Here is a 22,564-nt window from a genome sequence, read left to right on the forward strand (position 1 = left end):
AAATCATGTGCGTCCCTGGCGGCGATGGTCGCGTCAGAACTCGCCTGCGAGACCGGCGCGGACACCGACGGCGTTGTCGCCGCCGTAGGCCACGCCGGCGGTCACCGCGATCGGGACGCAGCAGGTCGGCAACCGGTGCGCCACGGCGAGGCCGCCCGCCCACTCGCCCCGGTAGGTCGCCCCGTTGGTGGCCCAGGTCGTCTTGCCCGGCGCCGACGGCATCGGCGCGGTCGCCATCGCGATGGCCATGGCGACGCCCTGCCGGGCCTCCTTGCGGGTCTGGATGGCGTAGCGCTGGACCGAGTCGGTCTTGGCTTCCAGGTTGTTGACCTGCGCCTGCACCGAATCGATCCGGTTACCGAGGCCGGCGATCGTCGACGGTCCGTAGGCCGAGGCCGCGAGGTTGCCGTTCGCGTCCGTGGTCACAAAGGCCGTCGCTCCGCTCTGCGCGGCGGCGCTCGCCTGCGAGGCGATGCCGGCGAGCCTGTAGGTGTTCGCGGAATTGCCGATCGCGACCTGGTTGGCCTGGGTCGTCTTGACGTTCGCGCCGATCGCGATCGTGTTGGCCTGATTGGCGGCCGCCCCGTTGCCGAGCGCGACGCTGTTGTTGCCGGCCGCCGAGGCGGCCGCGCCGACGGCGGTCGAGCCGGTCCCGGTCGCGCCGGCGACGAAGCCCAGGGCGGTGCTGCCGGCTCCGGACGCCGCGGAGGCCGTGCCGATCGCCGTTCCGCCGAGGCCCTGCGCGCTGGCCGCGTAGCCGAGGGCGACGCTGCCGGTGTTGGCGGCGCTGGCGCCCGTGCCGACCGCGGTCGAGGCCGTCCCGGCCGCGCTCGAACCGTAGCCCACCGCCAGCGCGTCGCTGCCGACGGCGATCGGCGCGGCCTGGTTGCTGGTGTTGTTGGCGGCGACGCCCGTGACGCTCGTGAGCTGCGAGAGCCTCAGCTCGTTGATGACGGTCTGCCCCTGGGACTGCGTCACGTTGCCGGTGATGATGTAGATGCCCTGATTGGACCCGCCACCGGTACCACCACCACCGGTTCCGCCTCCGCCGGTCCCACCCCCGCCGGTGCCGCCGCATGTGCCGCAGCCGCCCGTTCCGGTCCCTCCCGCGGTTCCCAGGGTGAGACCGGTGCCGAGCAGCCCGTCTCCCGGACCGGTCGTGCCGACGAGCACGCCGGTCCCGAGCACACCCCCGCTGGTGGTTCCTACGTTGAGGCCGGTCCCCAGCACGCCGGTGCCGGGATCAGTGGTACCGACCGTGACGCCGGTGCCGAGAAGCCCGCCGCTCGTCGTGCCGACGTTGAGGCCGGTTCCGAGCACGCCGCTGCCGGGGCTGCTCGTGCCGATCGTGAGCCCGGTGCCGAGGATGCCATTCGTGGTTGTATCCAGCGCGCCGCGCAGGAGCTGCGCCTGGGCGGGCGTCGCCAGGGCCGTGCAGAGCAGGAGCCCGGCCGCGATCGGGATCGCGCGGGCGGCGCCCGGACGGATGACAGCGATCATCGCAGTCCGCGGCGTAACCGGGACGACGGTCAAGGGACGCATCTGGAACTCCATTGCTGCGCGGCCGGGGAGCGATTCCGATCCGGCCCTGCAACCCGTTGGTCGGCAAGCAGGAACGAGATGCAGCTTCTGGTAGAATGATTAACGCTAACTTTCAGTTGTATTTGGTTTCGTCGTTTCCCGTACAACGACGCGGTTCGCGGAGGCCGGCGCGCGCCCCGTGGCCCGCCTCAGAAAACGCGTGTTTGCGCGGCGATATCGCGCCGCAAAGGGGCTATAGGGGCTTGGAAATCCGAGCTTTCGGCAGGGAACGGACGCGTGATGGACGGTCGAGGTCAGACCATTTTCGTGGCGGGCCATCGCGGCATGGTGGGCTCGGCGATCGTGCGTCGCCTGCGTGAGCTCGGTCACGAGCGGATCCTCACGGCCGACCGCCGGACCCTCGACCTCCTCGATCAGGCCGCGGTCCGGCGCTTCTTCGCCGAGAACCGCATCGACCAGGTCTACCTCGCCGCCGCGCGCGTCGGCGGCATCCACGCCAACAACACCTACCCGGCCGAGTTCATCCACGAGAACCTGCTGATCCAGTCGAACCTGATCGACGCCGCGCACACGCACGGCGTCGACCGGCTGCTGTTCCTGGGCTCGTCCTGCATCTACCCGAAGCTCGCGCCCCAGCCGATGCGCGAGGACGCCCTGCTGACCGGGCTGCTCGAGCCGACCAACGAGCCCTACGCGATCGCCAAGATCGCGGGGATCAAGATGTGCGAGAGCTACAACCGCCAGTATGGGCGCCGCTATCGCAGCGTGATGCCGACGAACCTCTACGGCCCGAACGACAACTTCCATCCCGAGAACGCCCACGTGCTGCCGGCGCTGATGCGCCGCTTCCACGAGGCGAAGCGGGAGGGTCTGGCGAAGGTCACGGTCTGGGGCACCGGCCGGGCGATGCGCGAGTTCCTGCACGTCGACGACATGGCGCGGGCCAGCGTCTACGTGATGGAGATGGACGACGCGGTCTACGCCGCGAACACGCGCCCCGACCTCTCGCACATCAACGTCGGGACGGGTGAGGACTGCACCATCCGTCAGCTCGCCGAGGCGCTCGCGCGGGTGATCGGCTACGCGGGCGAGCTGGCGTTCGACGCGACCAAGCCGGACGGCACGCCGCGCAAGCTGATGGACGTGTCGCGGCTGCGGGCGATGGGCTGGCGACCGGAGATCGCCCTCGAGGACGGCCTGCGCCAGACCTACGGCTGGTTCCTGGAGAACCACGCGACGCTGCGGAGCTGAGCGGGCCCGCCGTCGCGCCGCCCGGCTCACCGACCATCGCACAGCCACCGGGCATCCGCCCGGCGAGGAGACGGACCATGGCCCACCGGCCGCCCGACGACAGCGCGGACGCGCGACGGCGGAAGTTCCTGCAGAGCTTCCAGAATTTCGACGCGAACAGCCGGTTTCCCGCGCCCTACGCGCAGTTCGCCGGGAAGCCGCTGGCCGAGGCGTCCGGTCAGGGCTGGCGCTACGACGCCCTCGGGTATCGCAACGACGCGCACGCGGACGCGCGGCCGCCGTCCGAGACGCTGCGGGTCTTCGTCGTCGGCGACAGCACGCTGATCGACGGCCAGGTCTTCGCCGACACCGTGCCCGGACGGCTGGAGACCGGGCTGAAACAGGCGCACGGGCCCGGCGCGCGGGTCTACAATTTCGGCGCGGTCTCGGCCTGTCTCAACCAGATGATCGCCCTGATCACGACGCGGCTGATGGACCTGCAGCCCGACGTCATCCTGGTCGTCGGCGGCGCGACCGACATATTTCAGCCGTGGAGCTTCGATCCGCGGGCCGGCGTTCCCTACAATCACTTCGCGAACGAGAGCCTCTACGACTACTTCTTCGACCCGAGGAAATCCGCCGAGGACGCGGAGGACCTGTCGTATGACGGCCTGCAGGCGATGATCTTCAATCGCCTCGAGAACCTGCGCGCGCTCACGAACTGGCAGTCCGACATCTGGGAATGGGAGGTGGTGCGGCAGTTCGAGCTGGCGCTCAGGCGACTCGCGCGGCTCGCGCCCGGGATCGGCGCGCCGGTCCGGTTCCTCCTGCAACCGACGGTCGTCCGCAAGGGGACGCTCGCGGGCGCGGAGGCCGGCGCCGCGTCCGGCGCGTTCCTCGCCTATCTCGACCGCCAGTACGAGCGCTTCGAGAATGTCCTCGTTCGGCTGGACACGGCCGACCGGGCCTTCGCGGCGCGGGATCTGAGCCGGCTGTTCGAGGCCGACGCCCGCGCCCTGTTCACCGACATCGTCCACGTGACTTCGGAGGGGCGCCAAGTGATGGCCGACCGTCTCCAGGCGGAGGTGGTCGAGACGGTCGGGGCGGCGACGGCCGCCTGAGCCATGGCCGAACCGATCGTCTTCGTGGGCGACTCGATCACGGAGCTCTGGGGCTTCCACCGGGCCGGCACTTTCGAGGCTTACGACCTCATCCCCCGTGGCGGCTCCGGCCAGACGGCGCGCTGGATCACCATGCGGTTCGCCCGCGACCTCGCGGAGACCGGCGCCCGGGGCGTGCATCTCCTGTGCGGCGTCAACGATATCGGCCGCAACGAGGGTGTCTTCGTCCCGGTCGAGGAGATCTGCCGCACGCTCGCCGGCATGCTCGACGAGGCCCGCGCCCTGGGTGTGAAGGCCTGGATCGGCTCGCTCACGCCGGTGGACGGCATCCCGTGGAATCCGGAGGTGCGGGACGCCCCCGCCATGATCGCTGCGGTCAACGCGTGGCTCCGGGACCACGCCCACGAGCACGGCGCGACGTTCATCGATTACCACGCCGTGCTGGTGTCCGAGTCCGGCGGGCTCCTGCCGGATTACGGGACGGACGGGCTCCACCTGAGCCCGGCCGGATACGCGGCGATCGAACCGTTGATGCTCCGGGCGCTGGGGCGCATCCCGGATGCCCCATCCGCGCCTGCGCTGTGTGTGAAGGGCGCGCCCGCGAAGGCGACGCGGTCCGTCCGCGCGCGCCTCATCGGCGCCGCGGTGGCGGCGGCGGCCCTGCTGGCCGCCATCGCCGCCCTGGTCCTCGAGCTCCGCTGATCAGACCCGGCGCACCGCGCCGTGCGCCGCGCTCGTCGTGAGCATGGCGTAGGCGCGCAGGGCCGCGCTCACCTTCCGCTTGCGCGGCTTCGCCGGCTGCCAGCCCGCCGCCTCCTGGGCGGCCCGCCGCTGGTCGAGCTCTGCCGTCTCGACATCGAGGTGGATGCGCCGGTTCGGGATGTCGATGGCGATCCGGTCGCCGTCCCGCACGAGGCCGATGAGGCCGCCCTCGGCCGCCTCGGGCGAGACGTGCCCGATGGACAGGCCCGACGACCCGCCGGAGAACCGCCCGTCGGTGACGAGAGCGCAGGCCTTACCCAGACCCTTCGATTTCAGGTAGCTCGTCGGGTAGAGCATCTCCTGCATGCCGGGGCCGCCGCGGGGGCCCTCGTAGCGGATCAGCACCACCTCGCCGGCCGTGACCTTGCCGTTGAGGATGCCGTCGACGGCCGCGTCCTGGCTCTCGAACACGCGGGCGGTGCCCGTGAAGGTCAGGATCGAGGCGTCGACGCCCGCGGTCTTCACGATGCAGCCCTGCTCGGCGAGATTGCCGTAGAGCACGGCGAGGCCGCCATCCTGCGAGTAGGCGTGCGCCGCGTCGCGGATGACGCCGCCCTCCCGGTCGAGGTCGAGCGCGTCGAAGCGCGATTCCTGGCTGAACGCCACCTGGGTCGGCACGCCGCCCGGGGCCGCGCGATAGAAGGTCTGGACCGAAGCGGCCGGTTCGCCGCGCACGTCCCAGCGGGCGAGCGCCCCGCCGAGCGTTCCGGCCGAGACGTTGCCGACGCCGGTGTCGATCAGGCCGGCCCGGTCGAGCTCGCCCAGGATCCCCATGATGCCGCCCGCCCGGTGGACGTCCTCCATGTGGACGTTGGCCACCGCCGGGGCGACCTTGCACAGCACCGGCACCCGCCGGGACAGCCGGTCGATGTCGGCCATGGTGAAGGGCACCTCGCCCTCGTAGGCGGCGGCCAGCAGGTGCAGCACCGTGTTGGTCGAGCCGCCCATGGCGATGTCGAGGGTCATGGCGTTCTCGAACGCCTGGAAGCTCGCGACCGCGCGCGGCAGCACGCTGGCGTCGTCCTGCTCGTAGTGGCGGCGGGCCAGATCGACGATCAGGTGGCCGGCCTCGACGAAGAGGCGCTTGCGGTCGGCGTGGGTGGCGAGCACCGAGCCGTTGCCCGGCAGGGCCAACCCGAGGGCCTCGGTGAGGCAGTTCATCGAGTTCGCCGTGAACATGCCCGAACAGGAGCCGCAGGTCGGGCAGGCGGAGCGCTCGATGACGGCGACGTCCTCGTCGGAGATCCGGTCGTCGGCCGCCGCGATCATCGCGTCGACGAGGTCGACCTTCCTGGCGATGCCCGGCAGCTGGACCTCGCCGGCCTCCATCGGGCCGCCCGAGACGAAGACGGTCGGGATGTTGAGGCGCAGCGTCGCCATCAGCATGCCGGGGGTGATCTTGTCGCAGTTCGAGATGCACACCATCGCGTCGGCGCAGTGCGCGTTGACCATGTACTCGACGGAATCGGCGATCAGCTCGCGGGACGGCAGCGAGTACAGCATCCCATCGTGGCCCATCGCGATCCCGTCATCGACCGCGATGGTGTTGAACTCCTTGGCGACGCCGCCGGCCGCCTCGATCTCCCGGGCGACGAGCTGGCCGAGGTCCTTGAGGTGAACGTGGCCCGGCACGAACTGCGTGAAGGAGTTCACCACCGCGATGATCGGCTTGCCGAAATCCGAATCCTTCATGCCGGTGGCGCGCCAGAGGCCGCGGGCACCGGCCATGTTGCGACCGTGGGTGGTGGTGCGTGAGCGATAGGCAGGCATCGAGAGCTTCGACTGGTTCAAAGGTGAAGGGCTTCTGCGCCCGCGCCCGCGCATCCGCAAGCGTCGCCGGGAGACCGGCACCCGTGGCATGCTTCTGGCGGATGGCAGGCGGGAGGGGCGGATCGCGATGACACAGGTGGATTTCCTCCGGCGCGCGATCGCGCAGGGTCAGGGCCGGGCCGAGGCCGATCTGGTCCTGAAGGGCGGCCACTTCCTCGACCTCGTCACCGGCGATCTGGTGGCCTCCGACATCGCGATCTGCGGCGACCGGATCGTCGGGACCTTCGGGCAGTATCGCGGCGCCCGGGAGATCGACGCGTCCGGGAAGATCGTGGTGCCGGGTTTCATCGACACGCATTTCCACGTCGAGTCGTCGCTGATGCCGCCGCAGGAATACGAGCGGTGCGTCCTGCCGCACGGCGTCACCACCGGGATCTGCGACCCGCACGAGATGGCCAACGTGCTCGGCACCGACGCCTTCACGTGGTTCCTCAGATCCTCCGAGACGCTGGCGATGGATCTGCGGGTGCAGCTCTCGTCCTGCGTGCCGGCCACCGACCACCTAGAGACCTCGGGCGCCCGGATCGAGGCGCAGGATCTCCTGCCCTTCGCGACGCACCCCAAGGTGATCGGCCTCGCCGAGTTCATGAACTTCCCGGGCGTGCTGGCGGGCGACCCGGGCGTGCTGGACAAGCTCGCGGCCTTCCAGGGGCGGCACATCGACGGGCACGCGCCGCTCCTGCGCGGCCTCGGCCTCAACGGCTACATCGCGGCGGGCATCCGCACCGAGCACGAGGCGACATCGCCCGAGGAGGCCCGCGAGAAGCTGTCCAAGGGCATGACCGTGCTGATCCGCGAGGGCTCGGTGTGCAAGGACCTGCACGCCCTCGCGCCGATCCTGACCGAGCGGACGGCGCCGTTCCTGGCCTTCTGCACCGACGATCGGAATCCCCTCGACATCGCCGAGGAGGGGCACCTCGACTTCGTCATCCGCACGGCCATCGCCCTCGGCGTGCCGCCGCTGGCCGCCTACCGGGCGGCCTCCTGGTCGGCGGCCCGCGCCTTCGGGCTGCACGACCGGGGCCTCGTCGCGCCCGGCCAGCGCGCCGACCTCGTGGTGCTCGACGATCTCGCCGCCTGTGCCGTGTCGCAAGTCCTCAGCGCGGGCCGGCCGGTGGGCGCGGCGCTCTTCGACGCGCGCGCGTCGATCGAGCCGATCGGCCGCCGGAGCGTGCGGGCGCGGCACGTGACGGCCGCCGACTTCGCCGCTCCGGGCTCCGGGCCGTCGACGCCGGTGATCGGCGTCGTGCCCGGCAAGATCATCACCCTGCGGCACGACCTGACCCTGCCCTATTCCGGCGGCGAGCGACGGATCGACCTCGACCAGGACGTCATCAAGGTCGCGGTGGTCGAGCGCCACGGCCGGACACAGCCGGGCGCGCGCGGCGTCGGGGTCGCGTTCGTGAAGGGCTTCGGCCTCAAGCGCGGCGCCATCGCCTCGTCGGTCGGGCACGACAGCCACAACATCACGGTGGTCGGGGCGGACGACGCCGACATGGCCGTGGCGGTGAACCGGCTCGGCGCGATCGAGGGCGGCTTCGTGGTGGTCGAGGGCGGCCGTGTGCTGGCCGAGATCGCGCTGCCGGTCGCCGGGCTCATGAGTCTCATGCCGTTCGACGCCATCCGCCGGTCGCTCGTAACCCTGCGCGACGCGGCGCGAAGCCTGGAGGTCGTCCTTCCCGAACCCTTCCTGCAGGTGGCCTTCCTGCCCCTGCCGGTGATCCCCCACCTGAAGATAACCGATCGTGGGCTCGTCGATGTAGACCGCTTCGCGCTGATCGATCCTTGAAATTAGATTGCGCGCAATCTAAGTGGGCTGTGCGGAGGCGAGTCGGCGCCTACATGCCGGCGGCATCCCCAAACCGGAGAGTCCCATGCCCGTAGACGTGAAGTACCGTACCACCGCCACGGCCACCGGCGGCCGCGACGGCGCCGCCCGGACTGCCGACGGCAGCTTCGAGGTCAAGCTCTCGACCCCGAAGGAGCTCGGCGGCGCGGGCGGTCCGGGCGCGAACCCGGAGCAGCTCTTCGCGTCCGGCTACTCGGCCTGCTTCCTCGGCGCCATGAAGGCCGTCGCGCCGTCGCTGCAGCTGAAGGTCCCGGCCGAGACCACCGTCACCGCCGATGTCGGCATCGGCCCGCGCTCCGAGGGCGGCTTCGGCATCACCGCCGACCTGACCATCAGCCTCCCGGGCCTGGACCGCGCCGACGCGCAGAAGCTCGTCGACGCCGCCCATCAGGTCTGCCCGTACTCCAACGCGACCCGCGGCAACGTCAACGTCGGCCTGAAGCTGGCCTGATCCCGCCCGGGGCCGGCCCGCGGACGCGTCCGCGGGCCGCTTTTTTCGCGCGCGGCGCGACGGGGGTGCCGATCCCGGCCCAATCTCGGATGCGGACCGAGCGTCCGCGGCCGCTCACCCGCCGGCCCGGGCCCGCATGCAGACATGCCCTCCCGCGTCGAGGGTCACGCCCTCGAACGCCGTCCCGGCGACCCGCCCGCAGACTCGAAACACCTGGTTCGCCGTCATCGGCGCGACCCCGCGATACGTGAACGTCCGCGGCACGCGTCCGAGGAGCGTCGCGGCGAGGTTCATCAGCAGCGTCGCCTGCATCGGGCCGTGCACGACGAGGTCGGCGTAGCCTTCCACCCGCGTCGCGTAGGGCTGGTCGTAGTGGAAGCGATGGCCGTTGAAGGTCATCGCCGAGTAGCGGAACAGCAGCGTCGGCGTCGCCGGCACCTCCCAGATCACCGCGTAGGATTCGGAACCGTCGCGCTCGGGTGCGGCGCCGGTTCCCGTCTGCGCGCCCGCCGCCTCGCGGTAGACGATATCCTGCCGCTCGCGGATCGCGACGCCCCGTTCTGTCGAGACCGTGTGGTCGACGGTGACGAAGCACAGGCTCCCGCTCCGCCCGCTCTTGAAGGCGACGTCCCGCACGGTCTCGGTGCGCGTGACCGTGTCCCCCGCGCGCAGGTCCGAGAGCGTCTCGATCTCGCCCCCCGCCCACATCCGCCGGGGCAGCGGCACCGGGGGCAGGAAGCCGCCCTTGGCGGCGTGGCCGTCGGGCCCGAGGGAGTCGGCCGGCGGCGTCTCCGGCGCGAGGCACCAGTGCAGGGCCGGCGGCGCGATCCCGTCGGCGACCGGCGCCAGGTGCGGCGCGAAGGTCGCGCGGAACTCGGCGAGGAGGCGCGGGGTGACGAGGTCGGACGCCGCCCGCGTCCGGCCGATCCAGGCGCTGAGATCGGTCATGTCAGTACGAGCGCGGCAGGCCGAGCACGTGCTCGGACAGGTAGGCGAGGATCAGGTTCGTGGAGATCGGCGCGACCTGATAGAGGCGCGTCTCGCGGAACTTGCGCTCCACGTCGTACTCCTCGGCGAATCCGAAGCCGCCATGGGTCTGGATGCAGGCGTTGGCGGCCTCGAAGGAGGCGTCGGCGGCGAGCATCTTGGCCATGTTGGCCTCGGCCCCGGGATTGGCGCCGCCCTCGTAGAGGGTCAGCGCCTCGCGGACCATGAGCTCGGCCGCGCGCATGTTCGCGTAGGCTTTGGCGATGGGGAACTGCACGCCCTGGTTGGCACCGATCGGCCGGCCGAAGACGGTCCGCTCGCCGGCATAGGCCCGGGCCCTGTCGATGAACCACTTGGCGTCGCCGACGCACTCGGCGGCGATCAGGATCCGCTCCGCGTTCATGCCGGACAGGATGTAGCGGAAGCCCCTGCCCTCCTCGCCGATGAGGTTCTGCGCCGGAACGCGGAGATTGTCGAAGAACACCTCCGTGGTGGCATGGTTCATCATCGTGCGGATCGGCCGGATCGTCAGGCCGTTGCCCTTGGCTGCGCGCATGTCGACGAGCAGCACCGACAGCCCGTCCGTGCGCTTCATGCCCTCGGCCCTTGGCGTGGTGCGGGCGAGGAGCAGCATCAGGTCCGAATGCTCGGCGCGGCTGGTCCAGATCTTCTGGCCGTTGACGACGTAGTGATCGCCCTCCAGGCGGGCCGTCGTCTTCAGGCTGCCGGTATCGGTGCCGGAGGTGGGCTCGGTCACGCCGAAGGCTTGGAGCCGCAGGCGGCCCTCCGCGATGCCCGGCAGGTACTCGGCCTTCTGCGCCTCCGAGCCGTGCCGCAGCAGCGTGCCCATCGTGTACATCTGCGCGTGGCAGGCGCCGCCGTTGCAGCCCGCCCGCTGCACCTCCTCGAGGATCGCGGCGGCCGCCGAGAGCGGCAGGCCGGAGCCGCCGTACGCCTCGGGAATCAGCACCGACAGGTAGCCGCTCTCGGTCAGCGCGTTCACGAATTCGGTCGGGTAGGCCATCTCCCGGTCGAGGGCCCGCCAGTACGGTCCCGGGAAGCCGGCGCAGAGCTTGGCGACCGCCTCGCGGATCTCGGTATAGGCTTCCATCGGGGGCTCCTCAGGCCGTGCGGCCGCCGTCGACGGGGAGATCGACGCCGGTGATGAACGCCGCCTCGTCGGAGGCGAGGAACAGGGCGGCGGCGGCGATGTCGCTCGCCTCCGACAGGCGCCCGAGCGGGATCGTGGCGATGAAGCGGTCGCGGTTCTCGGGCGTGTCGAGGACGCCCATGAAGTGCTCGAGGAGCCCCGTGGCGCCCATGACCGGGCAGAGGGCGTTCACCCGGATCTTCCAGGGTGCCAATTCCAGGGCCAGCGACTTCGAGGCGAGGCTCGCCGCACCCTTGGAGGCGTTGTACCACGTCAGACCCGGGCGCGGCCGCAGCGCCGCCGTCGAGCTGACGTTGAGGATCGCGCCGCCGCCCGCGTCGCGCATCAGCGGGGCGACTTCCCGGACGTAGTGGAAGATCGACTTCACGTTGACCCGGAAGACCCGGTCGAAATCCTCCTCCGTCACCTCCATCAGCGGCTTGTTGCGGTGGGTGGTGCCGGCGTTGTTGACGAGGATGCTCGGCACGCCGAAGCGCTGCCGCGTCTCGGCGACGCTGGCGGCGACGTCGGCGGCCAGACCGACATCGGCGGCGATCGCGATGGCGTTCTCGCCGAGCGCCGCCGCGACGCGCCCGGCCGCCGCGCCGTCGATGTCGACGCAGGCCACCCTGGCGCCCTCCGCGGCGAAGCGCTGGGCGATCCCGGCCCCGAAGCCGCTGCCGGCCCCCGTCACGAGCGCGATCTTGCCGTCCAGTCTCATCGTCTCCTCCCGCCCGTTCCGATGCGCTGCCAGATCACTGTCCTCGAGCCCGGGGCGCGAATTCCGTGCGGATCCGCGCCCCGTGCTCGTCGATCGCCGGGACCGGCCCGAGGGCGCGGACCGCGCCGTCGATCAGCACCGGCGGCGCCACGATCCGGGCCGGCCCCGAAGGCGTCCGGACCTCCGCGCGGATCAGCGCGGGGTGCGTGGCGAGGTCCGCCAGCGTGTTGACGAAACCGTAGGCGGTGCCCGCCGCCTTCAGCCGGGCGGCGGCCGCGTCGCGGGTCAGCCGCACCAGCGCGGCGCCGATGCGCAGGTCGACCGCGGCGCGGTTGGCCACACGGGCGTTGTTCGATGCGAAGCCCTCGGCCCGGGCGAGCTCCGGCTCCCCGAGCACGCCGGCGCAGAAATTCGCCCATTCGCGCTCGTTCTGGATCGAGATCAGCACGAGGCTGCCGTCGGCCGTGGGGAAGGCGCCGTAGGGACAGATCGACGGGTGCGCGAGGCCGACCCGCTGGGGCGCCTTGCCGGTCCCCTCGAAGTAGAGCAGCGGGACGTTCATCCAGTCGGCGGCGCCGCTGAACAGGCTGACCTCCAGGGCGCAGCCCTGCCCGGTAATCCCGCGGGCGATCAGCGCCTCGAGGACCGCGGCGTGGGCGTCCATCCCGCAGGCGACGTCGCAGACGGAGACGCCGACGCGGCCGGGCCCCGCCGGGTGGCCGGTGATCCCGGCGAGCCCGCTCTCGGCCTGGACCAGCAGGTCGTAGGCCTTCATGTCGCTGTAGGCGTTGCCGGCGCCGTAGCCGGAGATGTCGACGGTGATCAGCCGGGGGTAGCGCGCGCGCAACTCCGCCGAGCCGAAGCCCGCCCGGGCCGCCGCGCCGGGGGCGAGGTTCTGCACGAACACGTCGGCCTGGGCGAGGATCGCGTGCAGGAGGCGGGCGTCGGCCGGATCCTTGATGTCGGCGACGAGGCTCTCCTTGCCGCGGTTGAGCCAGACGAAGTAGCTCGCCAGCCCATTGACCGCCGCATCGTAGCCGCGGGCGAAATCCCCCTCCGGCCGCTCGATCTTGATGACCCGGGCCCCGGCATCGGCGAGCCGCGAGGTGCAGTAGGGCGCGGCGACGGCCTGCTCCAGGGCGAGCACGGTCAGCCCTCGCAGCGGCAGGTTCTGGCTCATCCGCATCCTTCGGCTTCCCGCGGTCTCAGAGGGCCGGTGCCGCATGAACTGGAACGGCGAGAAGCCCCGCCAAGCGGGCCGCGGTGACAGGGCTGCCCGGCCATTGGCTTCGGGACGTCGCTTTCGCCGCGCTCAGCGTCTTTGCGAGCGGAGCGAAGCAATCCAGGGAAGCGCGACGTCGGCGAGCGCGGCGTATCTGGATCGCTTCGCTCCGCTCGCAGAGACGGCGGTCGGACTCACTCCGCCGCGCGCAGCGTTGGCGGGCCGCGGACCTCCTCCACCGGCTCGGGGTCATCGAGCGCCGCGTCCACCGCCCGCGGCTTGTCGCGGAACGAGAAGCGGTGCGCCAGCCGGTCGAGGTAGATGTAGATCACCGGCGTGGTGAACAGCGTCAGCACCTGGCTGACCGCGAGGCCGCCCACCATGGCGTAGCCCAAGGGCTGCCGGATTTCCGAGCCGGTCCCGGTGGCGACCATCAGCGGGATGCCGCCGAGCAGGGCCGCCATCGTGGTCATGAGGATCGGCCGGAAGCGCAGCAGCGCGGCTTTCCGGATCGCGACCTCGGGCGAGAGGCCCTCCTCCCGCTCGGCGACGATGGCGAAGTCGACCAGCATGATGCCGTTCTTCTTCACGATGCCGATGAGGAGGATGATGCCGATCAGCGCGATCAGGCTGAAGTCGTATCCCGCCCACATCAGCACCGCCAGGGCGCCGACGCCGGCCGAGGGCAGCGTCGACAGGATGGTGATCGGGTGGATGAAGCTCTCGTAGAGGATGCCGAGGATCAGGTAGACCACGAACAGGGCCGCCAGGATCAGCAGCGGCACCGTCGAGAGCGATTGCTGGAAGGCCTGGGCGGTGCCCTGGAAGCCGCTCACAACGGTCGGCGGGACCTGCAGCTCCCGCATCGCCCGGCCGATCGCCTCCGTGGCCTGCCCGAGGGCGACGTCGGGGGCGAGGTTGAAGCTGATCGTCACCGCCGGGAACTGCCCCTGGTGGTTCACGGCCAGCGGCGCCACCGGAACCGTCGTCCAGCGGGCGAAGGCCGCCAGCGGCACCTGCCCGCCGCCGATCGGCGCCTTGATGTAGATCTTGTCGAGGCTCTCGACGCTGCCCTGCAGCGCCGGCAGCACCTCTAGGACGACGTGGTAGCTGTTGAGCTGCGTGAAGTACTGCGCGATCTGGCGCTGGCCGAACGCGTCGTAGAGCGTGTCGTCGATGAGCTGGGGCGTGATGCCGTAGCGCGAGGCGGCGTCGCGGTCGATCGACAGCGTCAGCGTCGTGCCGCGGGTCTGCTGGTCGGTGGCGACGTCGCGCAGCTCCGGCAGCGTCTTCATCTTGTCGAGGATGCGCGGCGCCCAGGTGTTCAGCTCGGCGAGGTCCGGGTCCTGGAGGGTGTACTCGAACTGCGTCCGCGAGGTGCGGCCGCCGGTGCGCACGTCCTGGGTCGCTTGGATGAAGGTCCGGATGCCCTCGACGCGCTCCAGTTTGGGGCGCAGCCGGCCGATCACTTGGAAGGCGTTGACGTCGCGCTCGTCGCGGGGCTTGAGCGTGATGTACATGCGCCCGGAATTGAGCGCTTGGCCGTTGCCGCCGAGCGACATGCCGACGGTGGCGACCGCGGGATCGGCCTGGACGATCGCGCCGACCTTCTCCTGCAGCGCCTTCATCGCCGAGAAGGAGATGTCCTGCGACGCCTCGGTGACCCCGATCATGAAACCGGTGTCCTGCTGCGGGAAGAAGCCCTTCGGGATGGCGACGAACAGGTAGCCGGTCAGCGCCAGCGTGGCGAAGAAGACCAGCAGCGTGACGCGGCGGAAGCGCAGCGCGACGTCGAGGGCGTCGGCGTAGACCGCCAGCAGCCAGTCGAAGGCGGCCTCGCTCATGCGGTAGAGGCGGCCGTGGCGCTCGGCGTCGTGGGCCTTCAGCAGCCGCGAGGCCATCATCGGGGTCAGCGTCAGCGACACGAAGGCCGAGACCGCGATGGTCATCGACAGCACCACGGCGAACTCGCGGAACAGCCTTCCGATGATGCCGCCCATCAGCAGGAGCGGGATCAGCACGGCGATCAGCGACACCGAGATCGACACGATGGTGAAGCCGATCTCGCCCGCGCCCTTGAAGGCGGCCTCCATGGGCCGCATCCCCTCCTCGACGTAGCGGCTGATGTTCTCCAGCACGACGATGGCGTCGTCGACCACGAAGCCGACCGAGATGGTGAGCGCCATCAGCGAGAGGTTGTCGAGGGTGTAGCCCGCCATCCACATCAGCGCGCAGGCGCCGAGCAGCGCGAGCGGCACGGTCACGCTCGGGATCACGGTCGCCCAGAAGCTGCGCAGGAAGACGAAGATCACCCCGACGACCAGCGCGATCGTCAGCAGCAGGGTGAACTGCACGTCCTCGACCGAGGCGCGGATGGTCTGCGTGCGGTCGCTCAGGATGCCGACCTTGATGGCGGCTGGCAGTGTGGCGGTCAGGCGGGGCAGCTGGGCCTTGATGCTGTCGACCGTGTCGATGACGTTGGCGCCGGGCTGCTTGAACACGACCAGGAAGATGCCGCGCTTGCCGTTGGTCCAGCCGGCCTGCTTGGTGTCCTCGGGGCCGGCGACCGCCTGTCCGATGTCGCGGACGCGCAGCGGCGCGCCGTCGCGATAGGCGACGATGACGTCGTTCCAGTTGTGCGCCGCGGTGAGCTGGTCGTTGGCGTAGATGGTGTAGCTGTGGCTGCCGCCGTCGATGCTGCCCTTCGGGTTGTTGACCGTGGTGAGGGTGAGCTGCGCGCGCACGTCCTCCAGCGACAGGCCCTTGGCCACGAGCTTGGCCGGGTCGATCTGGATCCGCACGGCGGGCTTCTGCTGGCCGCCGATGAAGACCTGCGCGACGCCCGAGATCTGGCTGATCCGCTGGGCGAGCTGGACGTCGACCGCGTCGTCGACGTCGATCAGCGGCATGCTGTCGGAGGTGGCCGAGAGCAGCAGGATCGGCGAATCGGCCGGATTGACCTTGCGGTAGGTCGGCGGGGTCGGGAGATTCTTCGGGAGCTGGCCGCTGGCGGCGTTGATGGCCGCCTGGATGTCGCTCGCGGCGCCGTCGATGTTGCGGTTGAGGTCGAACTGGACCGTGACCGTCGAGATCCCGAGGGAGCTCGTCGAGGTCATCTGCGACACGCCGGGAATCTGCGAGAACTGCCGCTCCAGGGGCTGCGCCACCGACGAGGCCATCGTCTCCGGGCTGGCCCCGGGGAGCTGCGCGGTCACCTGGATGGTCGGGAAATCCACCTGCGGCAGCGGTGCGACGCCGAGCAGCGGGTAGGCCACGATCCCGAGGAACAGGATGCCGACCATGATCAGCGTGGTCGCCACCGGGAACCGGATGAACGGCGCCGAGATGCCGCCCTTCATGGCCGGGCCCCGCGCGGGGACGCGCCCGCCGTGAGGCGTCCGGCGCGCGTCACTGGACCGCCTCCGCCTGCGCGGTGTGGGCCGCGTGCGGATCGGCCACGAGGCTGCCGTCCTGCACCTTGTACTGGCCGGCGACGATCACCCGCTCGCCGGGCCGGAGGTCGCCGCTGAGAACGCGCGTCCGCCCCGAATCCGAGCGGCCCGCCTTCAGCGCGCGCTGATGCGCCCGGCTGGCATCGTCCACCACGAAGGCGAACAGCCCGTCGGGCCCGTGCTGGATCGCGTCGTCCGGCACCGTCGTGGCGACCGCGACCGTGCCGACGCGCATCTTGGTGGAGACCGACAGGCCCGGCCACAGCGCGTGGTTCCTGTTCTCGTAGACGGCCTTGAGGCGGATCGTGCCCGTCGCGGTGTCGACCTGATTGTTGAACAGGGCGAGCTTGCCGTCGGCGAGCTTGGTCAGCCCGTCCGACGTCCAGGCCTCCACCGGCACGTCACCGGCCTTGAGGGCCGCGGTGATGGCGGGCAGCTGATCCTCCGGGGCCGTGAACACCACGAAGATCGGCTCGACCTGGGTGATCGTCACGATCGGGGTCTGGCCGGCCGCGTTGACGATGTTGCCGATATCGACCTGCCGGAAGCCCGTGACGCCGTCGATGGGCGCGCGGATCGTGGCGTAGCCGAGCTGCGTCGTGGCGTTGTCGATGGCCGCCTGGTCGGACGCCACCTGCGCGGTGAGCTGGGCGACCAGGGCCGTCTGCGTCTCAGTCTGCTGCCGGGACGCGAAGGCGCCCAGCCCGGTGTAGCGGACGAGGTCCGCCTTCGCGTTGCCGAGGTTGGCCGTGTCCTGCTCCTTCTTGGCCTTCGCCTGATCCAGCGCCGCCCGGTAGGGCCGCGGGTCGATCTGCACGAGCACGTCGCCCTTGCGGACGGTCTGACCTTCGCGGAACGCGACCTGCTGGATCTCGCCGTCGACGCGCGTGCGCACCTGGACGGTGTTGTACGCCTGGACGGTGCCGAGGCCGTTCGACACGAGGGCGAACGGCCCCTGCTCGACCGTTCCGAGGGTGACGGGCACCGGCGGCGGGGCCGCCGCCCGGGACTTCACTGCGGGCTGATTCAGGCGCGTGTAGCCGTAGGCACCGCCGCCCGCGACGGCGAGCAGCAGGAGGATCAGGCCGGCCGCGCCCGAGCGCTTCTTCGCCGGTTTGATCGCGGCGCGGCGCGCGTCGCCGTGGCCCCGGTCCGTGACCGTCTCGTCCGCGCGAGACCCGTCGCGGTCGTGCACGTCCTCACTCAGCATGCGCCGCTATCCGCCCGTTGATCCGACCGCTTCGCGGACCGGGATAATTTTGCATTCAATAGCATACAATGGCCGCGCCGGACATCGCGGCGCTCCCCGGATCGCGGCAATGTTCCGTGAGCGGAAAGCGTGCTACCGCCGCCGAGAGTGGGCCGCGCCGCGGGGCCGGACGCTCCGCGCGGACGACAGGCGCCCGGCGTGCCCGCGCGGGATGGCCGCCGACGCCGCGCCGAGGATGTGAGACCGGGACGCCGCATGGCCTCGACCCTGGAACTGGACGGCCTGAACGAACTGCGCGACGCGCTGATCGAGGAGCGGCAGGTCATCGTCGCGTCGGTGCGCAAGCTGCGCGACGCGCGGCGGCAGAAGGGCACCTTCGTGCTGGGCGACGGCGCGGATGCCGGGCCGCGGCTGGTCGCCGTGCAGGAGCAGATCGTGGTGGTCGAATCCATCATCGCCGCGCTGACGCGATCCCGGGCCTGAGGTGCTCGCGGTCCGATCGGACGCACCCGTGCGGCGCCCGGGCCCTGGCCGATACCGGTCGGGCTTGTCACAGTTCGGTGTCCGAGATGTTTCTGAGGGCTCGCGGCGTGCGCGGCCCCGTGCGGACACTGTTCGAGGCGGCGGGCGGCGTGGCCGGTCGCGTATTTATCGATTATCGTCAATAGATTATTGAATTCATGTCCCGGCAGGCGGCGGAACAGCGGCTCCGGATGCAATTCGGTCGAACCGGATCATCGTCCCGGTCGATCGACCGCCGTCAGCCTCCCCATCCTCGCCGATCTACGATCCGGTGTTCGGTTTGCCGGCGATGGATTGCGCGGCGCGTGACGATCCCGTCGGCTTGTACAGGATCTGCTCAACTTTCGGGCTGGACGATCGCGATCCTGTCCTGTTAGCGGACCGCATCTCAAGGCGCGGAACCTCGAACATGGACGCCTTCGATCACGCCAATATCGCGCGCGATGCCGACGAAACCGTCGATTCGCCTGTCGCGGATGAGCTCGTCGTGCTCTGGCGGGCGCTCGCCGCGGACCGGCGCGCCCAGGACGAGCGGACCGCGCGCCTGCGCGCCATGCGCCTCATCGGCGGCGAGGACGGCGCCGACTGATCACGCGGTCTCCGGCGCGCCGCCCGGCAGCCGGCTCGCCAGCACGAAGCCGACCGCCATCGCCATGGCCTCGGCCTGCGCGATCAGCGTCGGCTCGCCGGCCTCGCGCGCCGCCTGCAGCAGCTCGATCGCGTGCCGGCCGAGGCGCAGGTCCACATCGTCGCCGGCCGGGACCCCCTCCGGAACCCCGTGATTCTGGCTTCGGTCAGTCATTGGCGTGCGTGGGTCTCGAAGCTGTGGGCTGGGGCCTGAAAGGCGCCGAGGCCGCGATCCAGGATTGCGTGTCGGTGACGTCGCCGAACACCCGCATCACCGCGCTCACCGACCGGTGGATCTCGTCGGCGGAGATCCCGTCGAGGTCGTGGCTCGCGGAGGCGTCGGACAGGAAGGTCACGTCCTGGCCGCGGTGGAAGCCGTCGACCGCCGTCGCGAGGCAGGACGACTCGCCGGCGAAGCCCGCGATGACGAGCGGCGGCGATCCCCGCTCCATCGCGTCCGCGAAGGCGGGGCTGGCGTAGCAGGACGGGCGATCCCGGTCGAAGATCATGTCGCAGCCGTGCGGCTCGAACCCCTCGATCCAGCGGACGAAGCGGCTGCCCGCCTGGAACAGCGGCGCGCCGATCCAGCGGACGTAGACGACCTGCATGCCGCTCGCGCGGGCATGCGCGAGGGCGCGCCGGCAATTCGACAGAGCGGGCTCGATCCCCGCCAGGGCGAGCGGGCGGCCCGCGATCTCGTATTCCTGCTGCATGTCCACCAGCACCAGGGCCGGGACGCTGCGCGGCCGGCGATACAGCGCCGGGTTGATCGGCCGGTTCATCGCGCGGCCACCGCCCGGTCGACGGACGGGCGGGTCACGGCGCGGCTCCGCGAGCGGTCGAGGGCGCCCGCCTGGTGCCAGCGCCCCTCCGGTCGGATGATGACGTAGGGATCTGCGCCGAGGCCGATCGCCTGCGGGTGCGGCTCCGCCTCCATCAGCATCTCGACGTAGTCGAAATCCGAGAAGACCAGCTCCTGCGCGCCCTCGAAGACCCGGAAGCCGAAGCGGCTCCAGAAGCCGACGAGGCGCTTCTGGGCGTGGCCGTAGAGCCGCCGGTAGCCCTTGACCCGGGCCAGCTCGATCCCGGCGCGGACCAGCGCGAAGGACAGGCGCGTGTTGCGGAACTCGGCCCGGACCGCGAGGCGCTCGATCTTGGCGAAATCCGCGAAGAACCGGATGCGCAGGCAGCCCGCCGGCTCGTCGCCGACGTAGCCGATCAGGTGCGTCGCCGAGAGGTCGTTGCCGTCGAACTCCTCCTCGTACGGGCAGGCTTGTTCCGCCATGTAGACGGCGGCGCGCAGGGCGATCACGCGCGACAGGTCCTCCATGTTCCGCGCGACCGCGACGCTGATGCCGGTCCCGCCGGAGCGGTGGGTGTCGTACGGGGGCGCCGGCTCCGCCTTCGGTGCGCGGGCGAAATGGTACAGGGCACCGCGGACGGAGGTCTGCGCCGTGAAGCCGAGAGTCGTCAGGAGGTCGGCCCCCTCGGGGGTGGCCGCGCGGGCGTAGAAGTCGACGCCCCGGTAGGTCGGGCTCGACAGACGGTCGAAGACGAGGCCGACGCCGCCGGAGAGGCGCCGCCGCGCGTAGACGGCCCAGACGTAGATCCCGGCCGGGCGTTCGTGCTGGCCGGCCAGCATCGCGGCGGGCGGATCGGACGCGTCGAGCGTCCCGGCCTTGAGCGCCGCCAGGCCGTCGGCGTTCAGCATCAGGCAGGCCACGAACCCCTCGCCCCGCGGATCCGCGGCGTCGAACCGGTGGCGCTGGGCGATCGCCACGACGCTGTCGGGATTGATCGACATCACCCGCTGGACGGTGCGCAGGGGCGCGAGATCGGGCAGATCCGCGCGCGCCGACGCGATCAGCCGCGCCAGATCGTCCGGGGTCGGCGTGAAGATGACGAGGTGCCGGGCAATTCGGCCGACCTCGAGCGCATTCAGCGCGTGCCGCGGCTCGGGAGAGACTAGCGCTGTACCGAGTTGATCGGCGTCCTTGGCCACGAACTGCGCGCGAGCAATGTGCACCGTCATCGGATGACCTGTCATTCGGGTACGGATTGACGGTTAAGCACTTCGCATCTAGCGCTCTGTCTGTATGTGCAAAATTTGAAACAGGGGTGTTCCGTCGATGGAACAGGCGGAGGCGATCCGGGACCCGATGCCCGACTGGCAGAGCATCCGGGTCTTCCTGGCGCTCCAGCGGTCCGGCAGCTTCCGCTCGGCGGCCACGAAGCTCGGCCTGTCGGTGAACTCGGTGCGGCGCCGGATCGACGATCTCGAGGCGCTGATCGGCGCGCCGCTGCTGACCCGCCACGTCGACGGCATCCGCCTCACCGCTGAGGGCCACGCGATCCTCGAGGCCGCCGGCCGCATGGAGGCGGCGGCGTTCAGCCTGGTGCGCACCGGCGAGGGCGCGCCCTTCGCCGAGACCGGCGAGGTGCGGATCGCCGTGACGGAGGGGCTGGGGGCGTTCTGGCTCGCGCCGCGCCTCGTCGAGTTCCAGCGCGCCAACCCGCGCCTGACCGTCGACCTCCGCTGCGCGATGGAATCCGCCGACGTCCTGCGGCTGGAGGCCGACGTCGCGATCCAGCTGACGCGGCCGACCAGCCCGGACCTGCGCATCGTCAAGCTCGGCCGGATCCACATGGTGCCCTACGCCGCGCGGAGCTACGAGGAGACCTACGGGCTCCCGGCGCGCCCCGAGGACCTGGAGCGCCACCGGATCGTGGTGCAGGACGGCGGCCAGACCGTCGCCCTCGAGGATTACGTGCGCACGGTGCCGGGCTTCCCCGCGAAGGTCCCGATCACCCTGAAGATCAACGTCAGCAGCGCGTATTACTGGGCCATCGCCAAGGGGGCCGGGATCGGCCTGCTGCCGACCTATGCCAGCGCGATCGGCGCGCAGGTCGTCCCTGTGGACAATCTCGGCCGCTTCAGCGTCGACATCTGGCTGACCTATCACCCGGACGCCGAGCGGATCACCCGCGTGCGGCGGACGATCGACTGGCTACGGGCCTCCTTCGATCCGAAGCGCTATCCCTGGTTCCGGGACGAGTTCATCCACCCCCGCGACCTGCCGGGTGCCGTGAAAGGCGCCCCCCTGCCCGACCTGTTCGCCGGCTTCATCGCCATGACGCCGTGACGCCTCCGTGATTCCGGCGGGCCGCGACGGCCGCTGGTCCGGGTCCTGCAACGGCCGACGCCCGCCCTTGACCGCGCCGCGCGCATGATCCTTGCTCCGGCCGCCGCGACGACGAGGTTGCCCGTGCTGCTGACGCCCCGTGAGAAGGACAAGTTGCTCATCGCCATGGCGGCGCAGGTGGCGCGCAACCGCCTCGCCCGCGGCGTGAAGCTCAACCATCCGGAATCGGTGGCGTTGATCACCGACTTCGTGGTCGAGGGCGCGCGGGACGGCCGCACCGTGGCCGACCTGATGCAGGCCGGCGCCACCGTGCTGAACGCCGATCAGGTCATGGAGGGCGTGCCCGAGATGATCCACGACATCCAGGTGGAGGCGACCTTCCCGGACGGCACGAAGCTCGTCACCGTGCATCACCCGATCCGCGGTGCGGCCTCGTCCGACATCCCCGGCGCTGTGACGACTCTGCCCGGCGAGATCGTGTTCAACCCCGGCGCCGAGCGGACCGTGATCGAGGTCGCCAATGTCGGCGACCGGCCGATCCAGGTCGGCTCGCACTATCACTTCTTCGAGGTCAATCCGGGCCTCGTGTTCCCGCGGGAGCAGGCCCGCGGCAAGCGCCTCGACATCGCGCCGGGCACCGCCGTGCGGTTCGAGCCGGGATCGACGCGGGAAGTGGCGCTGGTGCCGCTCTCCGGCGGGCGCACCGTCTACGGGTTCCGCGGCGACGTGATGGGCAAGCTCTGAT

20 protein-coding genes are annotated in these 22,564 nt (G+C 70.9%); 9 read left to right on the plus strand and 11 right to left on the minus strand.

Annotation, left to right across the window (positions count from 1 at the left end; all coding sequences use genetic code 11):
- Nucleotides 1-33: 33 nt before the first annotated feature.
- Nucleotides 34-1,500, minus strand: a complete 1,467-nt coding sequence (locus BM314_RS01450) for a hypothetical protein (RefSeq protein WP_244539817.1) — start codon at nt 1,498-1,500, stop codon at nt 34-36.
- Nucleotides 1,501-1,821: 321 nt separating this feature from the next.
- On the opposite strand from BM314_RS01450, the gene BM314_RS01455 reads away from it, so the two are divergent.
- The 3 genes from BM314_RS01455 (at nt 1,822) to BM314_RS01465 (ending at nt 4,595) form a co-directional block, all read left to right on the plus strand.
- Nucleotides 1,822-2,793 carry a GDP-L-fucose synthase gene (locus tag BM314_RS01455; protein ID WP_020091962.1) on the plus strand — a complete coding sequence of 324 codons (972 nt, stop codon included), beginning with the start codon at nt 1,822-1,824 and terminating at the stop codon, nt 2,791-2,793.
- A 77-nt stretch (nt 2,794-2,870) separates the two neighbouring features.
- On the plus strand, nt 2,871-3,893 hold the full coding sequence (locus BM314_RS01460; protein ID WP_091976574.1) for a lipase: 1,023 nt from the start codon (nt 2,871-2,873) through the stop codon (nt 3,891-3,893).
- A 3-nt stretch (nt 3,894-3,896) separates the two neighbouring features.
- Nucleotides 3,897-4,595: a GDSL-type esterase/lipase family protein gene (locus BM314_RS01465; RefSeq protein WP_091976575.1), complete on the plus strand. Its 699-nt coding sequence runs from the start codon at nt 3,897-3,899 to the stop codon at nt 4,593-4,595.
- On the opposite strand, the gene ilvD is transcribed toward BM314_RS01465, so the two are convergent.
- The gene (gene ilvD, locus BM314_RS01470) at nt 4,596-6,425 is read right to left on the minus strand and encodes a dihydroxy-acid dehydratase (protein WP_091976672.1); all 1,830 of its coding nucleotides are present in this window, start codon (nt 6,423-6,425) and stop codon (nt 4,596-4,598) included.
- Nucleotides 6,426-6,552: 127 nt separating this feature from the next.
- Here ilvD and ade point away from each other — a divergent pair, with 127 nt between their 5' ends.
- Nucleotides 6,553-8,274: an adenine deaminase gene (ade, locus tag BM314_RS01475; RefSeq protein ID WP_091976576.1), complete on the plus strand. Its 1,722-nt coding sequence runs from the start codon at nt 6,553-6,555 to the stop codon at nt 8,272-8,274.
- Nucleotides 8,275-8,359: 85 nt separating this feature from the next.
- Complete coding sequence (locus tag BM314_RS01480; protein WP_020091957.1) at nt 8,360-8,785, plus strand: organic hydroperoxide resistance protein; 426 nt, start codon at nt 8,360-8,362, stop codon at nt 8,783-8,785.
- A 114-nt stretch (nt 8,786-8,899) separates the two neighbouring features.
- On the opposite strand, the gene BM314_RS01485 is transcribed toward BM314_RS01480, so the two are convergent.
- The 6 genes from BM314_RS01485 to BM314_RS01510 form a co-directional block, all read right to left on the minus strand.
- Nucleotides 8,900-9,733 (minus strand): HTD2 family dehydratase, encoded by an 834-nt coding sequence (locus tag BM314_RS01485; RefSeq protein WP_091976577.1) that lies wholly within the window; start codon nt 9,731-9,733, stop codon nt 8,900-8,902.
- 1 nt (nt 9,734) lies between these two features.
- On the minus strand, nt 9,735-10,883 hold the full coding sequence (locus tag BM314_RS01490) for an acyl-CoA dehydrogenase family protein (RefSeq protein ID WP_056528575.1): 1,149 nt from the start codon (nt 10,881-10,883) through the stop codon (nt 9,735-9,737).
- 10 nt (nt 10,884-10,893) lie between these two features.
- Nucleotides 10,894-11,643 (minus strand): SDR family oxidoreductase, encoded by a 750-nt coding sequence (locus tag BM314_RS01495; RefSeq protein ID WP_042669500.1) that lies wholly within the window; start codon nt 11,641-11,643, stop codon nt 10,894-10,896.
- Nucleotides 11,644-11,677: 34 nt separating this feature from the next.
- Complete coding sequence (locus tag BM314_RS01500) at nt 11,678-12,823, minus strand: CaiB/BaiF CoA transferase family protein (protein WP_091976579.1); 1,146 nt, start codon at nt 12,821-12,823, stop codon at nt 11,678-11,680.
- A gap of 236 nt (nt 12,824-13,059) precedes the next feature.
- On the minus strand, nt 13,060-16,224 hold the full coding sequence (locus BM314_RS01505) for an efflux RND transporter permease subunit (protein ID WP_091976580.1): 3,165 nt from the start codon (nt 16,222-16,224) through the stop codon (nt 13,060-13,062).
- Nucleotides 16,225-16,273: 49 nt separating this feature from the next.
- Complete coding sequence (locus BM314_RS01510) at nt 16,274-17,527, minus strand: efflux RND transporter periplasmic adaptor subunit (protein ID WP_091976582.1); 1,254 nt, start codon at nt 17,525-17,527, stop codon at nt 16,274-16,276.
- 255 nt (nt 17,528-17,782) lie between these two features.
- Here BM314_RS01510 and BM314_RS01515 point away from each other — a divergent pair, with 255 nt between their 5' ends.
- On the plus strand, nt 17,783-18,010 hold the full coding sequence (locus tag BM314_RS01515; protein ID WP_042673504.1) for a hypothetical protein: 228 nt from the start codon (nt 17,783-17,785) through the stop codon (nt 18,008-18,010).
- 448 nt (nt 18,011-18,458) lie between these two features.
- Entirely contained in the window at nt 18,459-18,638 is a 180-nt protein-coding gene (locus BM314_RS01520; protein WP_091926624.1) for a hypothetical protein, read from the plus strand.
- Here BM314_RS01520 and BM314_RS01525 read toward each other — a convergent pair whose 3' ends face one another.
- The 3 genes from BM314_RS01525 to BM314_RS31350 are packed head-to-tail and all read right to left on the minus strand — an operon-like array spanning nt 18,639 to nt 20,708.
- A complete protein-coding gene (locus tag BM314_RS01525; protein ID WP_091976584.1) occupies nt 18,639-18,851 on the minus strand; it encodes a hypothetical protein in 213 nt (70 codons plus the stop codon). It abuts the gene before it with no gap.
- Complete coding sequence (locus tag BM314_RS01530; RefSeq protein ID WP_091976585.1) at nt 18,844-19,458, minus strand: cysteine hydrolase family protein; 615 nt, start codon at nt 19,456-19,458, stop codon at nt 18,844-18,846. Before BM314_RS01530 ends, BM314_RS01525 begins: the two co-directional genes overlap by 8 nt.
- Nucleotides 19,455-20,708, minus strand: a complete 1,254-nt coding sequence (locus BM314_RS31350) for a GNAT family N-acetyltransferase (RefSeq protein ID WP_091976587.1) — start codon at nt 20,706-20,708, stop codon at nt 19,455-19,457. The genes BM314_RS01530 and BM314_RS31350 overlap by 4 nt, the downstream gene beginning before the upstream one ends.
- Nucleotides 20,709-20,805: 97 nt before the next feature.
- Here BM314_RS31350 and BM314_RS01540 point away from each other — a divergent pair, with 97 nt between their 5' ends.
- Entirely contained in the window at nt 20,806-21,819 is a 1,014-nt protein-coding gene (locus tag BM314_RS01540; RefSeq protein WP_056528549.1) for a LysR family transcriptional regulator, read from the plus strand.
- Between the two features lie 123 nt (nt 21,820-21,942).
- Entirely contained in the window at nt 21,943-22,563 is a 621-nt protein-coding gene (locus tag BM314_RS01545) for an urease subunit gamma (RefSeq protein ID WP_091976589.1), read from the plus strand.
- The last annotated feature ends 1 nt before the right edge of the window (nt 22,564 follow it).

Origin of the sequence: Methylobacterium sp. 13MFTsu3.1M2 (assembly GCF_900112625.1) — a bacterium.
Taxonomy (GTDB): domain Bacteria; phylum Pseudomonadota; class Alphaproteobacteria; order Rhizobiales; family Beijerinckiaceae; genus Methylobacterium.

Excerpts from the sequence above, each read along its gene's own strand:
- BM314_RS01450 (WP_244539817.1), bottom strand. The coding sequence starts at position 1,500 with ATGATCGCTGTCATCCGTCCGGGCGCCGCCCGCGCGATCCCGATCGCG.
- BM314_RS01455 (WP_020091962.1), top strand. The coding sequence starts at position 1,822 with ATGGACGGTCGAGGTCAGACCATTTTCGTGGCGGGCCATCGCGGCATG.
- BM314_RS01460 (WP_091976574.1), top strand. The coding sequence starts at position 2,871 with ATGGCCCACCGGCCGCCCGACGACAGCGCGGACGCGCGACGGCGGAAG.
- BM314_RS01465 (WP_091976575.1), top strand. The coding sequence starts at position 3,897 with ATGGCCGAACCGATCGTCTTCGTGGGCGACTCGATCACGGAGCTCTGG.
- ilvD (WP_091976672.1), bottom strand. The coding sequence starts at position 6,425 with ATGCCTGCCTATCGCTCACGCACCACCACCCACGGTCGCAACATGGCC.
- ade (WP_091976576.1), top strand. The coding sequence starts at position 6,553 with ATGACACAGGTGGATTTCCTCCGGCGCGCGATCGCGCAGGGTCAGGGC.
- BM314_RS01480 (WP_020091957.1), top strand. The coding sequence starts at position 8,360 with ATGCCCGTAGACGTGAAGTACCGTACCACCGCCACGGCCACCGGCGGC.
- BM314_RS01485 (WP_091976577.1), bottom strand. The coding sequence starts at position 9,733 with ATGACCGATCTCAGCGCCTGGATCGGCCGGACGCGGGCGGCGTCCGAC.
- BM314_RS01490 (WP_056528575.1), bottom strand. The coding sequence starts at position 10,883 with ATGGAAGCCTATACCGAGATCCGCGAGGCGGTCGCCAAGCTCTGCGCC.
- BM314_RS01495 (WP_042669500.1), bottom strand. The coding sequence starts at position 11,643 with ATGAGACTGGACGGCAAGATCGCGCTCGTGACGGGGGCCGGCAGCGGC.
- BM314_RS01500 (WP_091976579.1), bottom strand. The coding sequence starts at position 12,823 with ATGAGCCAGAACCTGCCGCTGCGAGGGCTGACCGTGCTCGCCCTGGAG.
- BM314_RS01505 (WP_091976580.1), bottom strand. The coding sequence starts at position 16,224 with ATGAAGGGCGGCATCTCGGCGCCGTTCATCCGGTTCCCGGTGGCGACC.
- BM314_RS01510 (WP_091976582.1), bottom strand. The coding sequence starts at position 17,527 with ATGCTGAGTGAGGACGTGCACGACCGCGACGGGTCTCGCGCGGACGAG.
- BM314_RS01515 (WP_042673504.1), top strand. The coding sequence starts at position 17,783 with ATGGCCTCGACCCTGGAACTGGACGGCCTGAACGAACTGCGCGACGCG.
- BM314_RS01520 (WP_091926624.1), top strand. The coding sequence starts at position 18,459 with ATGGACGCCTTCGATCACGCCAATATCGCGCGCGATGCCGACGAAACC.
- BM314_RS01525 (WP_091976584.1), bottom strand. The coding sequence starts at position 18,851 with ATGACTGACCGAAGCCAGAATCACGGGGTTCCGGAGGGGGTCCCGGCC.
- BM314_RS01530 (WP_091976585.1), bottom strand. The coding sequence starts at position 19,458 with ATGAACCGGCCGATCAACCCGGCGCTGTATCGCCGGCCGCGCAGCGTC.
- BM314_RS31350 (WP_091976587.1), bottom strand. The coding sequence starts at position 20,708 with ATGACGGTGCACATTGCTCGCGCGCAGTTCGTGGCCAAGGACGCCGAT.
- BM314_RS01540 (WP_056528549.1), top strand. The coding sequence starts at position 20,806 with ATGGAACAGGCGGAGGCGATCCGGGACCCGATGCCCGACTGGCAGAGC.